General features: G+C 73.5%; 9 protein-coding genes. 3 read left to right on the top strand and 6 right to left on the bottom strand.

The window, feature by feature from the left end:
* Positions 1 to 241: 241 nt before the first annotated feature.
* From ACIQI7_RS28445 to ACIQI7_RS28435, 3 genes are all read right to left on the bottom strand, one after another.
* Positions 242 to 916 carry a nucleoside/nucleotide kinase family protein gene (locus tag ACIQI7_RS28445; RefSeq protein WP_401115095.1) on the bottom strand — a complete coding sequence of 225 codons (675 nt, stop codon included), beginning with the start codon at positions 914 to 916 and terminating at the stop codon, positions 242 to 244.
* A gap of 77 nt (positions 917 to 993) precedes the next feature.
* Positions 994 to 1,950, bottom strand: a complete 957-nt coding sequence (locus ACIQI7_RS28440) for an LD-carboxypeptidase (RefSeq protein ID WP_401115092.1) — start codon at positions 1,948 to 1,950, stop codon at positions 994 to 996.
* 272 nt (positions 1,951 to 2,222) lie between these two features.
* A complete protein-coding gene (locus ACIQI7_RS28435) occupies positions 2,223 to 3,797 on the bottom strand; it encodes an APC family permease (protein ID WP_401115089.1) in 1,575 nt (524 codons plus the stop codon).
* Positions 3,798 to 4,124: 327 nt separating this feature from the next.
* Between ACIQI7_RS28435 and ACIQI7_RS28430 the strand changes: the two genes are divergently transcribed.
* Positions 4,125 to 5,231: an ABC transporter substrate-binding protein gene (locus ACIQI7_RS28430; RefSeq protein WP_401115086.1), complete on the top strand. Its 1,107-nt coding sequence runs from the start codon at positions 4,125 to 4,127 to the stop codon at positions 5,229 to 5,231.
* A gap of 332 nt (positions 5,232 to 5,563) precedes the next feature.
* Positions 5,564 to 6,772, top strand: a complete 1,209-nt coding sequence (locus tag ACIQI7_RS28425) for a hypothetical protein (RefSeq protein ID WP_401115083.1) — start codon at positions 5,564 to 5,566, stop codon at positions 6,770 to 6,772.
* 81 nt (positions 6,773 to 6,853) lie between these two features.
* On the opposite strand, the gene ACIQI7_RS28420 is transcribed toward ACIQI7_RS28425, so the two are convergent.
* Positions 6,854 to 7,420, bottom strand: coding sequence for an NUDIX hydrolase (locus tag ACIQI7_RS28420; protein ID WP_401115080.1), 567 nt, complete (start codon positions 7,418 to 7,420; stop codon positions 6,854 to 6,856).
* Positions 7,421 to 7,544: 124 nt separating this feature from the next.
* Here ACIQI7_RS28420 and ACIQI7_RS28415 point away from each other — a divergent pair, with 124 nt between their 5' ends.
* Positions 7,545 to 8,513: an ATP-grasp domain-containing protein gene (locus tag ACIQI7_RS28415; protein ID WP_401115077.1), complete on the top strand. Its 969-nt coding sequence runs from the start codon at positions 7,545 to 7,547 to the stop codon at positions 8,511 to 8,513.
* 54 nt (positions 8,514 to 8,567) lie between these two features.
* On the opposite strand, the gene ACIQI7_RS28410 is transcribed toward ACIQI7_RS28415, so the two are convergent.
* Entirely contained in the window at positions 8,568 to 12,593 is a 4,026-nt protein-coding gene (locus ACIQI7_RS28410) for an ABC transporter ATP-binding protein (protein ID WP_401115074.1), read from the bottom strand.
* Positions 12,594 to 12,881: 288 nt separating this feature from the next.
* Positions 12,882 to 13,559 carry a TetR/AcrR family transcriptional regulator gene (locus ACIQI7_RS28405; RefSeq protein WP_401115071.1) on the bottom strand — a complete coding sequence of 226 codons (678 nt, stop codon included), beginning with the start codon at positions 13,557 to 13,559 and terminating at the stop codon, positions 12,882 to 12,884.
* Positions 13,560 to 13,564: the final 5 nt, after the last annotated feature.

The following is a 13,564-nucleotide window of genomic DNA, read 5'->3' as shown; positions in this document are numbered from 1 at the left end:
TCATCCAACTCGCCGGTGCCTTCCGGGGTTTGACGCCCCGTCCGACGTTTCAAACTCTAGCCGATCCCCGCTCCGAAAAGCGAATCCAGCCGCAACCCAATTAAACGTGCACGCCGAATAAGCACCAGGCCGTCACGCGAAAAAGCGAAACGACCGGCACCAGCCGGAAGTGGTGTTTCAGAGGATTGGCCGCCCCGGGACCGTCCGCGCAGACGCGTGTCCGGTGCTCCCTGCCGAGCGACTAGAAAACACTACCCCTGTCGGGCGCCGGAGGCAAACCCGTCCCGGAGACGGTCCTCGTGCAGAGTGTCCGGCCGGGCTTCACGTACTCCCCGTTGGGACGGTCGTTGCCGGTGACCCAGTGGCGGGCAGCGGCCTCGTCGCGGCCGCCGTCGCGGTGGCGCCGGAGCAGGCGCTCCTCGCGGACGTCGTCGTCGGTGTGCACGTACCAGAGCTCGTGCAGCAGTCGGCGGGCGTCGGACCAGGGGGCGTCGGTGGAGGCGAGGTAGTTGCCCTCGGTGATGACGAGACGGGTGTGCGGGCGGACCACATGACGGGCGGCGACCGGTTCGTCCAGGGTGCGGTCGAAGTCCGGCACGTAGATGTCCTGGAAGCGGTCGCCGGCGATGCGGCGCAGCAGGGCGACGTAGCCGTGGGCGTCGAAGGTGCTCGGGGCGCCCTTGCGGTGGGTCAGGCCGAGGCGGTCGAGCTGGGTACCGGAGAGGTGGAAGCCGTCGAGCGGGACGTAGGCGGCGGTGCCGGGGCCCTCGGTGCGTTCGACCTCGGCTACCAGGTGGCGGGCCAGGGTGGACTTGCCGGCGCCGGGCGGGCCGGCAAGTCCGAGGATCGTGCGGGCGTTGCTGCCCGGGCCGTGGAGGAAGTCGAGGGCAAGGGCGGTGAGGCGGTCCTCGTTCATGGCCGCACCTTACTCAGCGGCCGGTCTGCTCGGCGCTCGGTCTGTTCAGCGCTCGGATTGCTCGGCGGTCGGCCTGCTCAGCGGTCGGCGAGCGCGGGCAGGTTCAGGGTGAGGGTGCCGGCATCGGCGTCGAGCAGGGCGGGAACGCCGAGCGGCACGGTGAGGGTGGACGGGCAGTGGCCGAAGCCCAGCTCCCAGAGGACGGGGACGCCGAGCCCCCCGAGCCGGTCGAGCATCACCTCGCGGACCCGTTCGGGCCGTCCGCAACCCTCCCAGGAGCCGAGGACCAGGCCGGCCACGCCGTCGAGGGCGCCGGAGCGCAGGAGCTGGGTGAGCAGCCGGTCGAGTTGGTAGGGGTGTTCGTTCACGTCCTCGAGCAGCAGTATGTCGCCCTCGTACGAGGGCCGGGCCGCGGGCGTGCCGCGCTCGGCGGTGAGGACGTGGAGGCAGCCGCCGGCCGTGACGCCGCGGGCCCGGCCGGGGACGAGCGGGGCGGCGGTGGGTGAGGTGAGGACGGTGACGGCGGCGGGGTCGAAGAGGGTGCGGCGCAGGTGCTCGGCGGTCGGGCCGTCGGAGACGAAGGAGGCCCCGGCGGCCAGCGGTCCGTACAGGGTGGCGAGGCCGAGGCGCTGGGCGAAGGCCTCGTGCAGGGAGCTGACGTCGCTGAAGCCGATGAAGGGCTTGGGCCGGGCGGTGCGCATCGCGGTCCAGTCGAGCAGGTCGACGATGCGGTGCACGCCGTACCCGCCGCGGGCGCAGATGACGGCGTCGACGGTGGGGTCGAGCCAGGCGGACCGGAGGTCGTCGGCACGGTCGGCGTCGGTGCCGGCCAGGTAGCCGAGGGCGGGGTGGGTGTCGAGGGCGTGCGGAGCGACGGTGACGCGCAGCCCCCAGGAGCGGAGGATCGCGCACCCGGCGGCGAGGCGTTCGGCGTCGACGGGGCCGCTGGGGGCGATGACGGCGATGTGGTCGCCGGGGCTCAGGTGCGACGGGCGGGTCAGCCCCTGGCCGATTGTGGTCGGGTGCTGGTCCATGGCCGGGCCGCCTTTCGGGCGCGGGAGCGGGATGCGGGCGGTCGCCCCGTGGCCGCGACCGCCCGGTGACGATATGCCCCTGGGTCGACCGGCCGATGTGCGCGGGTGGCGGTCCGCTGCCGGGATCCGCGGAAGGCGTCCTGCTGGAGCGCGGGAAACGCGGCAGGGCCGTCCATCCCGGACGGCCCTGCGCAGGCCTGTGCTGGTGGCCGTTCCAGGACGGCCGGCAGCACAGGCCAGGGAAGCGCTTCACGCGCCCGACGGTCGTGGTGTCAGTCCTCCACGACCAGCGCCTGGGTGTCCTTGTGCAGCGTCTCGCCGCGGAAGAACTCCGGCCGGACGAAGCCGTACCAGGTCATCAGCCCGGCGCCGAGCAGCAGGATGCCGACGCCGATCACGAAGACCGAGCCGACGCCGAGGACCGAACCGCTGCCGTAGTCGGGGGCCCAGGCATCGGTGAGGGTCTGCAGGAAGACCGCGCTGAGCAGCACACCGCCGAGGAGCGGGGCGACGCCCTTGAGCAGCAGGTCCCGGGCACCGGTGCGCAGCGACCGGCGGAAGTGCCAGACGCAGGCGAAGGCGGTCAGCGCGTAGTAGAAGCAGATCATCAGACCGAGCGCCAGGATGGTGTCCTGGACGACGTTCTCGCTGATCAGGCTCATGCCGACGTAGAAGACCGCGGTGGCGATGCCCGCCGCGACGGTGGCGTAGCCGGGGGTGCGGTAGCGCGGGTGGACCGCGCCGAAGCGCGGCGGCACGGCGCGGTAGGCGCTCATCGCGAGCAGGGTGCGGGCCACCGGGATGAAGGTGGTCTGCAGGCTGGCGGCGGCGCTGGCGACGACGGCCAGGAAGAGCAGGATGCTCCACGGCGAGCCGAGCACCGGGCGGGCCAGCGCGGCGAAGACGTTGTCGGCGGTGGCCGGGTTGCCGAGGCCGTTGCCGGTGCTGCCGACGCCCGCGAACATCTGGGAGGCGATCGCGACCAGCAGGTACGAGCCGACCAGGGTGACCATGGAGATCATCGCGGCGCGTCCGGGGGTCTTGGCGCTGCCCTGGGTCTCCTCGTTCATGGTCAGGCAGGTGTCCCAGCCCCAGTACATGAAGATCGACAGCGACAGGCCGGCGGTGAACGCGCTGAACGAGCTGACCTCGAGCGGGTTGAGCCAGGAGAAGGAGAAGCCGACCGAGTCGGGCAGGTCGCCGGCGGCCGCCTTGCCGATGGCGATGACGGAGAAGAGCACCAGGACGGCCAGCTGGAGGCCGACCAGGCCGTACTGGAACCACTTGGTGGCGGTCATCCCCCGGTAGCTCATCGCGGTGGCGCCGGCGATCAGCAGGACCACCGTGAGCAGGTGGACGGCCTTGTTCTGGTCGAGTTCGGTGACCCAGTCGCTGCCGGTCATCTCCCCGAGCATCAGGTACAGGAAGTCGGTCGCGACCCCGGCCAGGTTGGAGAGCACGATGATGGTCGCCACCGTCAGGCCCCAGCCGGCCATCCAGCCGACCCGGGGCCCGAAGGCCCGGACGCCCCAGGTGAAGGACGTGCCGCAGTCCGGGAAGGCCTTGTTCAGCTCCTTGTACGCGAACGCGACGAGCAGCATCGGCAGGAAGCCCGCGAGGAACACCGCGGGCATCTGGACGCCGACCGCGGTGACGGTCGGGCCGAGTGTGGCGGTCAGGCAGTAGACCGGGGCGACCGTCGAGACGCCCAGCACCACACTGCTCAACAGGCCGACGGAACCGCCCCGTAGACCCTTGTCCCCCGCTCCCCCAGCGGTCCCCTGATCTGCGGGGACTCCACCACTGGTGCCACTGACCGGGGCACCCTGCGGAGCGCCGGGCGCCATTGCCCGGCCGCTGCTCGTGTGCTCTGAGAGCTGCTGATCAAACACCAGCGCACCCTAGATGCGGGTACGGAAGGTTGAGTAGACCAACCCTTGGTGATCTGAACCACGTGCTTCGATTCCTCCTTGCAGGGCGCACGCAGTCTGATGTATTAACGGCCTGTCAACGCATGTACCTTTGTTTCAAAGGTGTCGGGTCAAGAGAATTACTCCGTTTTGCCAAGGTTCGACATGGTTTGCCCCCGCACCGCAGGCAGGGTCGGAAGTCCACCGCCGCCGGAATCGGATAGGTTTGCCTAACCTAATCTCAACCCGTGAACGGAGCGTCGCGTGTCCCCCACCTCCGACGACCTGGCCCTCTCCCCCCGCACCTCCGGCCGCCGCCGGTTCCTCGCCACGGCGATCGCCGGCGGGGCGGTGCTCGGCCTCGGCGGACTGCTCACCGCCTGCGGCAGCTCCGGTGGATCCGGCGGCAGCGGCGGTTCGACCCCGGCCGGCGGCGGCTCCTCCCCGAACCAGAAGTCGGTCAAGCAGGGCGGCGACGACTACGCGACCGTGGTCGAGAAGATGAAGGGCTTCGGCACCGACGCCGCCCCCGGCGTCTACCCGCGCACCGTCAGGCACGCGATGGGCGAGACCGTCATCCCGGCCAGGCCCACCCGGATCGTGGTGCTGGACACCGGCGAGCTCGACAACGTCGTCGCCCTCGGCGTCCAGCCGGTCGGCGTCGTGCACACCGACGGCTCCAAGTCCCTGCCGTCCTACCTCAAGGACAAGGCCGGCAGCCCCGCCGCCGTCGGCACCATCAACAGCCTCAACCTGGAGGCGATCGCCGCGCTCAAGCCGGACCTGATCCTCGGCAGCCAGCTGCGCGCCCAGGACCAGTACGCGCAGCTTTCCAAGATCGCGCCGACCGTCTTCTCGCTGCGCCCCGGCTACCCCTGGAAGCAGAACTTCCTGCTCAACGCGAGCGTGTTCGGCCTGGAGGCGGAGGCCAAGGCGCAGCTCGACGCGTACCAGGCGGCGGCCTCGGCGATCGGCGCGAAGCTCGGCGACAAACGGCCCACCATCACGCCGCTGCGCTTCATGCCGGGCCGGACCCGGCTCTACGCCGAGCTCTCCTTCATCGGGACCATCCTCACCGACGTGCCGCTGCCGCAGCCCAAGATCGAGCAGGTCCAGGAGCTCGCGGTGGAGGTCAGCCCGGAACAGATCGACAAGGCCGACGCCGACTGGATCTTCTACGGCGTGTACGGCAGCCCCAGCTCGACCAACCAGGACGCGGTGCTGGGCGGCGCGCTCTGGAAGACCCTCGGTGCGGTCAAGTCCGGTCAGGCCCGGCCGGTTTCGGACGAGACCTGGTTCCTCGGGCTCGGTGTCATGGCGGCGAACGCGGTGCTCTCCGACCTCAAGGGCTTCGTCGCGCCCGGTAGTTGATCCCACCCGGCGGTGTGTGGCCGGCGGTGAGCGCGGGGTCGACGGGCGGTACCGGGCGTCGACCCCCGCCGGGGGCAACGGTGTTCGCCGGACGCTGTCCTGGACGATCCGGGGGTGGCTCCGCGACGGTCCCGCAGGGGTGTCGCGGCCTTCTCGCGGTGGTATCGCGCACTCCGTCGGGTCCGACGCTTGGAGCTGATCGCCTGGTGCGGGAGGATCGTCGGGACCATTCCCCGAAGGGCCCGCCGATGACCTCGCTCCATCCCGCCGTAACCGACCCGTCCCTGCCCGGTCCGCCCGGGGACAGCAACGGATCGTCTCCCCCGTCCACCGTGACCGGCCCGATGTGCTCGATCGCGACCGCCGCCGAGCCCGGTGCGGCCGCACCCGGCACCCCGGACGGGGCGGCGCGCCAGGGCGGTGCGCCGCGCCACGACTCGGTGCCGCGGCCGCGCAGCCGGTACGACGCGGAGGCTCCGCCCGTCCCGACCGCGCCCGGTCCGGAGGCCGACGGCGGCCCGGCCGACGGCGATCCGACCACCGAGCGGCTGCGGGCGGCGTTCGCCGACCGGCTGCGGACCGCGCGCGCCCAGGGCCGCTCCGTCGCCGAGCTGGCGGAGGCGTGCCACCGACCGGTCACCGAGGTGCGGGCCCTGCTCGGCGCGGACGCGGACGCGGAGGAAGACACGGACGCGCAGGCCGAGGACGGTCCCGCCGCGCCCGGTGCTTCCACCGACCGCGCTGCCGCGACACCCGGGGCCCTCGACGGACCGACCGGGAGCGGGGCCGGAGCCGGGGCCGGATTCGTCCGGTTCGGGTCCGTCGCCGCGCCGTCCGAGGGCTCCCTGTCCGTGCCGGCCCCTCGTCCGGTGCGCGAGGAGCCGCGGATCCTGGTGTCCCGGCGGCCGTCGCCCTCACGGCGACTGCGCCGGATGCACCCGCAGGCCGACCAGACCGGGCAGGGGGCGACCGCACGGGAGACGGCCGCGTCCGGCCCGACCGGAACGGGCCTGCCGGGTGCCGCCGGATGGACGGACGGACCCGGCGGTGCGGCGGGAGCGGTGGCGCAGGTGCCGCCGCTCGGAGCCGGGGCCGGAGTTCGAGCCGACGTCCGGGGCGACGGCGCGGCCGGCTCCTTCGTCGTCGGTCCCGCTACCGGTCCCGGTGCCGGTCCCTCCACCGGCCCGTCCGCCGGGGCCTCGTGGGCCGAACCGCCGCTCGGCATCCTGATCGGCGGCAGCCCCGGGCCCGTCGAGGCGCCCGGTCGGCCGGAGGAACGCGAGCCGGTCCGGGTGGCGGCCCGGCCGATCCGGGTCGGCCTCGGCACCTGCCTGGTCGTGCTGCCGTCCTGGCGGCCCGCCATCGCCGTCTCGGTGTCGACCGACCAGCTGCTGACCGCCACCGGGCTCGGCTTCGAGCAACTGGCCGACGCCCGGCTGACGGTGCTGATGAACCCCGCCGCGCTGCACGACCGGGAGCTGGAACTGCACGGCTGGGAGCCCGCTCCGGCCGGACGGGCCCGGCGCGGCGGGCGCGCGTAGTCCCGCTCCGCCGGGCCCCGTTCAGCCGCGTTCAACCACGTTCAGCCCCGTTCGGCCACGCCCAAGCGCGGTCAGCGGCGGTCAGCCGTCCTCGGACGAGCGGGCCGGGCGGGCCTGGCGGGTGGCCGGAGCGTTCGGGACGTACCCGAGGTCCACGGGCACCGGCGGCCGCCCGTCCACCGCCCAGCCGGCGCGGACCGCGTCCAGCAGTTCCGGCAGCGCGGGCGGCCAGAGCGCGTCGGCGTTCTCGTCGGCGAGGTCGGCAGGGGTCCACCAGCGCCAGTCCAGGATCCGGTCGAGGGCGTGCACCGTGCTGACGTCGCCGACCGGGCCGCGGTGCGGTCCGCCGGTGAGGTAGATGTGCTCGTACTGGCGGACCGGGGTGCCGTGCCAGGTGAAGTCGTGCTCCCAGGTGCAGAGCAGCGGGCCGGGTTCGAGGTCGCTCCAGCCCGTCTCCTCCCACAGCTCGCGCCGGGCGCCGTCCCACGGGGTCTCGCCCCGTTCCAGTCCGCCGCCCGGCATGGTCCAGTGCACGCCGACCTCGTCGTTGTCCGAACGGAGCAGGAAGACCGAGCCGTTCTCGTCCAGGACCACCGTGCGGGCGGCCTGCCTCGGCCGGCGTCTGGGGGAACGCAGCAGATTTCGCATCGGGTCACTCTCGCAGCGGTCGCCCGGAGGCGTCGAGCGGTTTCGGCACTCCGGTCGGGTGCTCGATCCGGCCGGTCCGTCGTGGCGGGCGCGGGACCCGCCGGGCGGCCGTACCCTGACGGCCATGCCCGTACCCGCGATCATCTTTCCCGCCGATCCGCTCAACCCGCGCCGGCCCGACCCGCACTTCGCCTGGGAGGCCAGGATGCTGCGGGAGTCGGGCGGCGACCACCACCTGGTCGACCACGACGGGCTGCTCGCCGGCCGGGCCGAGGAGGCCGTCCGGCGGGTGCCGAGGGACAGCGGCCCGCTCTGGTACCGGGGTTGGATGCTGCCCTCCGCCCGGTACGCCGACTTCGCCGCCGCGCTCGCCGCCCGTGGCGGCAACCTGCTGACCAGCGCGCACGGTTACGCGACGGCCCACGAACTGCCCGGCTGGTACGACGTGTTCGAGGGCGCGACCCCGGCCAGTGCGTGGATCCCGTCCGACGGACCGGTGGTGCCCGGTCCGGCCGAGTTGGCGCAGGCCGTGGCCCGGCTCGGCGGGCAGGGGCCGGCGATCGTCAAGGACTACGTGAAGTCGCGCAAGCACGAGTGGCACGAGGCCTGCTACGTACCCGAGTTGGCCGACCTGGCGGCCGTCGGCCGGGTGGTGGAACGGTTCGTCGAACTGCAGGGCGAGTTCCTGGCGGGCGGCGTGGTGCTGCGGCGGTACGAGGAGTTCGAGCGCGCGGGCGTCCCGGCGGAAGGACCGGTCATGGCGCCGGACACGGAACCGGTCATGGGCGGCGCTGACGGCGCTGACGCCGTTGACGGTGACGGGCGGGCCGTGGAGGCCCGGGTGTGGTGGCTCGACGGCCGGCCCGTCCTGGTCGGGCCGCACCCGGACGCCCCGCGCCGGGCCGTCGAGCCCGACCTCACCCACGTTCCGGCGCTGGTCCGCAGGCTCGGCTGCCGCTTCGTCACCACCGACCTCGCCAGCCGGGCGGACGGCTCCGGCTGGCGGGTGGTCGAAGTCGGGGACGGCCAGGTGAGCGACCTGCCGCGCGGGATCGACGCCTCGGGTCTGCTGGCCGCACTGATCGCCGCCTGACGGCCCGTGCGTGACGGGCCGCCAGGCGGTTCGCAGGCCGGCGGGGGGAGGGCCCTATCCGGCGGCGACGGCCTCGACCGCCGGGTGGCCGTCGGCGATGAACGCCTGCCAGAGCCGGGCGTAGGCGCCGCCCCGGGCGAGCAGTTCGGTGTGGGTGCCGTCCTCGACCACCCGGCCGTGGTCCAGCACGATCACCCGGTCGGCGCGCTCGGCGGTGGTCAGCCGGTGGGCGATGACCAGGGTGGTACGTCCGCCGCTGAGCCGGTCCGCGGCCTGGTTGACCATCGCCTCGGTGGCCAGGTCGAGGGCCGCGGTGGCCTCGTCGAGCAGCAGGATGTCCGGATCGACCAGCTCGGCCCGGGCCAGCGCGATCAGCTGGCGCTGGCCCGCCGACAGGTTGCGCCCGCGGCCGGCCACCTCGTGGTCGTAGCCGCCCGAGAGCCGGACGATCATGTCGTGCGCGCCGACCGCCCGGGCCGCCGCCTCGACCTCGGCCGCCGAGGCGTCCGGCCGGCCGTACGCGATCGCCTCGCGGACCGTGCCCGCGAACAGGTACGCCTCCTGCGGCACCACGCCCAGGCGGTGGCGGTACTGCGCCAGGTCGTAGCGGGTGAGGTCGACCCCGTCCACCCGGACGGTGCCCTCCGTCGCGTCGTAGAACCGGGCGACCAGCTTCACCAGCGTCGACTTGCCGGCTCCGGTCTCACCGACCAGCGCCACCGTCTGCCCGGCCGGGATGTGCAGGTCCACGCCGCTCAGCACCGTCGGGGCGCCGTCCGCACCGCCGTTGTAGGCGAAACCGACCCCCTCGAAGGAGATCTCGCCGCGCAGCCCCTTGGCCACCGGCACCGGGTCGGCCGCCTCGGCGGTGGTGGTCCGGGTGCGCAGCAGCTCGCGGATGCGGCCGAGGCCCACCGAGGCCTGCTGGTAGCCGTCGAAGACCTGGGACAGCTGGTTGACCGGCGCGAAGAACAGGTCGATGTACAGCAGGTACGCGACCAGCGCACCGACCGTCAGCGTCCCGGCGTCGACCCGGGCGGCGCCGACTATCAGCACCAGCGCGGCGGCCAGGCTGGAGAGGAACTGGACGAACGGGAAGTACAGCGAGATGTAGAGCTGGGCCCGGACCCGGGCGTCGCGGTAGGCGATGCCGCGGGCCACGAAGCGGTCGGTGTTGGTGTCCAGGCGGCGGAAGGCCTGGACGATCCGCATGCCGGCCACGTTCTCCTGGAGGTCGGCGTTGACGGCGCTGATCAGGTCGCGGGAGCGCTCGTACTGGTCCCTGGACTTCTTGCGGAACACCAGGGTGGCGATCACCAGCAGCGGCAGGACGGCGAAGACCACCAGGGCCAGGCCGGCGTCGATGATCAGCAGGGCGGCGAAGATCCCGGCGAAGGTCAGCAGGCTGACCACGGCGGTGACCATGCCGGTCTGGAGGAAGGAGGTCAGCGAGTCCAGGTCGGTGGTCATCCGGGTCATGATCCGGCCGGTCAGCTCGCGCTCGTAGTAGTCCAGGCCGAGCCGGTTGAGGTGGGCGAAGATCTTGAGCCGGAGCGTGTAGAGGACGCGCTCGCCGGTACGGCCGCTGACCCGGTTCTCGGCGCCCTGCACCGCCCAGTCCAGCAGGACCACGACGAGGGCGGTGAGCGAGGCCACCGCGACGCCGCCCATCAGGCCCTTGCGGACGCCCTCGTCGATGCCGTGCCGGATCAGCACCGGCAGTACCAGCCCGGCGGCCGCGTCCAGGGCGACCAGCAGGAGGGCGATGAGCAGCGGGGTGCGGAAGGCGCGCAGCAGGCGCCAGAGGGTGAAGTCGGGGTCGCCGGCCTCGGCCTCGGCGCGGGGCACGGCCGGGGTGTCGGAGGCGGGCGGGAGGGCCGCGACCTTGTCCAGCAAGTCGGCGTCGGCGGTACGGGCGGCCTTGGCCAGGGCGGGGGTGGGGAGGGTGGGGAGGGCGGGGGCGGAGGCGGCCTGGGGTCCGCCGGTTCCGGCGGCGGCCTGCTGCTCGGTTTCCCGCCCGGACGCCGTTGCGGGCTGCGTTGCGGAATCCGTAGCGGGCGCCGCTTCGGCGGCTGCCCCCTCGGCCGCCGCCCCCTCGGGGGCTGCCTCCTCGGAGGTGGACTGCCGACCGGTGCGACCGGCCTCGGGGTCGGTGATCAGGGCCCGGTACTGGGGACATCGGGCTTCGAGTTCCTCGTGGGTTCCGAGGTCCAGCAGCCGGCCGCGTTCCAGGACGGCGATCCGGTCGGCGAGTTGGAGGGTCGAGCGGCGGTGGGCGATCAGCAGCGTGGTGCGGCCGGTCATCACCGAGCGCAGCGCGTCGTGGATCTCCGCCTCGATCTGCGGGTCCACCGCCGAGGTGGCGTCGTCCAGCAGCAGGATCCGGGGGTCGGTGAGGATCGCCCGGGCCAGTGCGATGCGCTGGCGCTGACCGCCGGAGAGGGTCAGGCCCTGCTCGCCGACCTTGGTGTCGTAGCCGTCCGGCAGCGCGCGGACGAACTCGTCGGCCTGGGCGGCGCGGGCGGCGGCGACCACCTGCTCGTCCGTGGCGTCCGGGCGGCCGTAGGCGATGTTGGTGCGGACCGACTCGGAGAAGAGGAAGCTCTCCTCGGGGACGATGCCGACCGTCGCGCGGACCGAGTCCAGGGTGAGGTCGCGCAGGTCGTGGCCGTACAGGCGGACGGTGCCTGCGGCGGGGTCGTAGAAGCGGGGCACCAGCTGGGCCACCGTCGACTTGCCGGAGCCGGAGGCGCCGACCAGGGCGAGGGTCTCGCCGGGGGCCAGCTTCAGGCTGAGGCCGTGCAGGACGGGGGCGGGGTGTTCGGGGTCGTAGCGGAACTCGACCTGGTCGAACTCCAGGGCGACGTCGGGGGTCAGCGCTCCGACGGGGGCGCCGCTCGCCGGGGTGTCGCCGTGCGCCGGGGTGGCGCCGTGCGCGAGGTCCAGGGTGCGGGCGTCCGGGCGCTCCTGGACCAGCGGGCGCTCGTCGACCAGCTGCAGCACGCGCTCGACGCCGGCCCGGGCCTGCTGGCCGACGGTGATGACCATGGTCAGCATCCGCACCGGGCCGGTCATCTGGGCGACGTAGGTGGAGAAGGCGACGAAGGTGCCGAGCGTGATCCGGCCGTCGACGGCCAGCCAGCCGCCGAAGGCCAGGACGCCGACCTGGGCGAGCGCCGGGATCGCCTGCATCGCCGGGTTGTAGCGGGCGTTCAGCCGGATCGATCGGAGCCGGGCCGCGAAGAGGTTGCGGGAGGCCGTCTCCAGCTTGTCGAGCTCCTGCGCCTCCTGGCCGAAGCCCTTGACCACGCGGACGCCGCCGATCGCGCCGTCCACCACGCCCGCGACGGCGGCGGCCTCCTGCTGGGCGGCCCAGGTCGCGGGGAAGAGGCGCTTGCGGCTGAGCACCGAGACCCACCACAGCGCGGGGGCCATGACCAGGGCGATCAGGGTGAGCGGCGGGGACAGCCAGACCATCACGACGAGCGACATGACGAACATCAGCAGGTAGCCGGTCATCATCGGCAGCATCGAGAGCAGGCCGTTGACCAGCTGGAGGTCGGAGGTCGCGCGCCCGACCACCTGGCCGGTGTCCAGCCGGTCCTGGCGGTGGCCGTCGAGCCGGCCGAGCGAGCGGAACAGGTCGCTGCGCATGTCGTGCTGGACGTCGAGCGCGAGCTGGCCGCCGTAGTAGCGGCGGACCTGGGTGCAGCCGAAGACCACGAGGGCGGCGAGCAGGAGCACCACCGCCCAGGGGGCCAGCGAACGGGTGTGGGCGACGATGACGTCGTCGATGATCAGCTTGGTGACCAGCGGCACCAACGCGGTGACGGCCATGCCGAGGAGTGAGGCGCCGAAGGCGAGCAGAAGGCTGCGACGGGACCGCCAGCTGTAGCCGACCAGACGGCGCAGCCAGCCGGCCGACTCGGTCTTCTCGGCGGCGGGCTCGGCGTCTTCGGCGGCCGCTCCGGCGTTCTCGGCGGCGCCCTGCGGACTGTCGACGGGGACCTCCGGGGTCGGGCCGGGGGCCGGGGGGCCGCTCGGGGATTGCTCCACCGTGGATCCGTGAGTCTCAGGCATATTTAGGGATGCTAACCATTTCGTCGGGTGGCCGCCACGCCGTTTCCGACCCGGGCGAGGTCGGGGCGGGCCGGGGCAGCCCGGATCGTCCGGTCCGGCGGACAGGCCAACAGCCTGCGGCCTGCGCTGATTCCCGATCGAACACGCGCAGGGCCGGTTCCTCTCCGGCCGCCTCCAGGGTCACCGACGGCACGCACGGCACCCAGCGGCCAGGGGCGGGCGGGCGCCGTCCTTTGGGACTAGGTCCCGGGACGGGCCGACCGCCGAGGCGCGCGGGGCCCGCGTGGCTCAGGACCCCGCGGACGCCGCATCGTCGCGAGGGCCGTCACCGGGGCCGGCGGCGGAGTCCGCGGCCGCCGCGAACGCGCCGTGGGCGAGGGTGTGGAGCAGCGCGGCCATGCCGTCGCGCTGGAGGGCGGCGCGCTCCCCCTGGTCCGGGTTCGGGCCGAGGCTGTGCGGGGTGGAGTTGATCAGGCCGAAGACGGCGTGCACGGTGGCGCGCGCCACCGGCTCGGCGGCGGGGTCGGCCAGCGGCGGGTAGGCCTGCCGGACCACGTCCACCCACAGTTCGACGTAGCCGCGCTGGAGGCGGCGGACGGTGCGGCGGTCCTCCTCCTTGAGGTTCAGCAGCTCGCGGTCGTGCAGGGTGATCAGGTCCCGGTCGTCGAGGGCGAAGTCGACGTGGCCGCTGATCAGCGCGTCCAGTGCGGCGACCGGGCCTTCGCCGCCGCCCGCCCGGCGGCGCCCTTCGTCCAGCAGGCGCTCGCTGATGCCGATCAGCAGGTCCGCGAGCATCGCGTCCTTGCCGGCGAAGTGGCGGTAGAGGCCGGGCCCGCTGATCCCGACGGCCTTGCCGATCTCGTCCACGCCCACCCCGAGGAAGCCGCGGGCGGCGAACAGCCTCGCCGCCTCCCGGCGGATCTGGTCGCGACGGGGGAGCGCGGAGGCGGCGGGGACGTTCGGCATGCCGC

This window comes from Kitasatospora sp. NPDC092039 (assembly GCF_044756065.1).
Taxonomy (GTDB): Bacteria; Actinomycetota; Actinomycetes; order Streptomycetales; family Streptomycetaceae; genus Kitasatospora.
This window is presented reverse-complemented; position numbering and strand designations above follow the sequence as displayed.

What these genes read in the sequence shown, in the direction of transcription:
- ACIQI7_RS28440 (WP_401115092.1), bottom strand. Translation starts at nt 1,950, where the DNA reads ATGGACCAGCACCCGACCACAATCGGCCAGGGGCTGACCCGCCCGTCG.
- ACIQI7_RS28435 (WP_401115089.1), bottom strand. Translation starts at nt 3,797, where the DNA reads ATGGCGCCCGGCGCTCCGCAGGGTGCCCCGGTCAGTGGCACCAGTGGT.
- ACIQI7_RS28415 (WP_401115077.1), top strand. Translation starts at nt 7,545, where the DNA reads ATGCCCGTACCCGCGATCATCTTTCCCGCCGATCCGCTCAACCCGCGC.
- ACIQI7_RS28410 (WP_401115074.1), bottom strand. Translation starts at nt 12,593, where the DNA reads ATGCCTGAGACTCACGGATCCACGGTGGAGCAATCCCCGAGCGGCCCC.
- ACIQI7_RS28445 (WP_401115095.1), bottom strand. Translation starts at nt 916, where the DNA reads ATGAACGAGGACCGCCTCACCGCCCTTGCCCTCGACTTCCTCCACGGC.
- ACIQI7_RS28420 (WP_401115080.1), bottom strand. Translation starts at nt 7,420, where the DNA reads ATGCGAAATCTGCTGCGTTCCCCCAGACGCCGGCCGAGGCAGGCCGCC.
- ACIQI7_RS28405 (WP_401115071.1), bottom strand. Translation starts at nt 13,559, where the DNA reads ATGCCGAACGTCCCCGCCGCCTCCGCGCTCCCCCGTCGCGACCAGATC.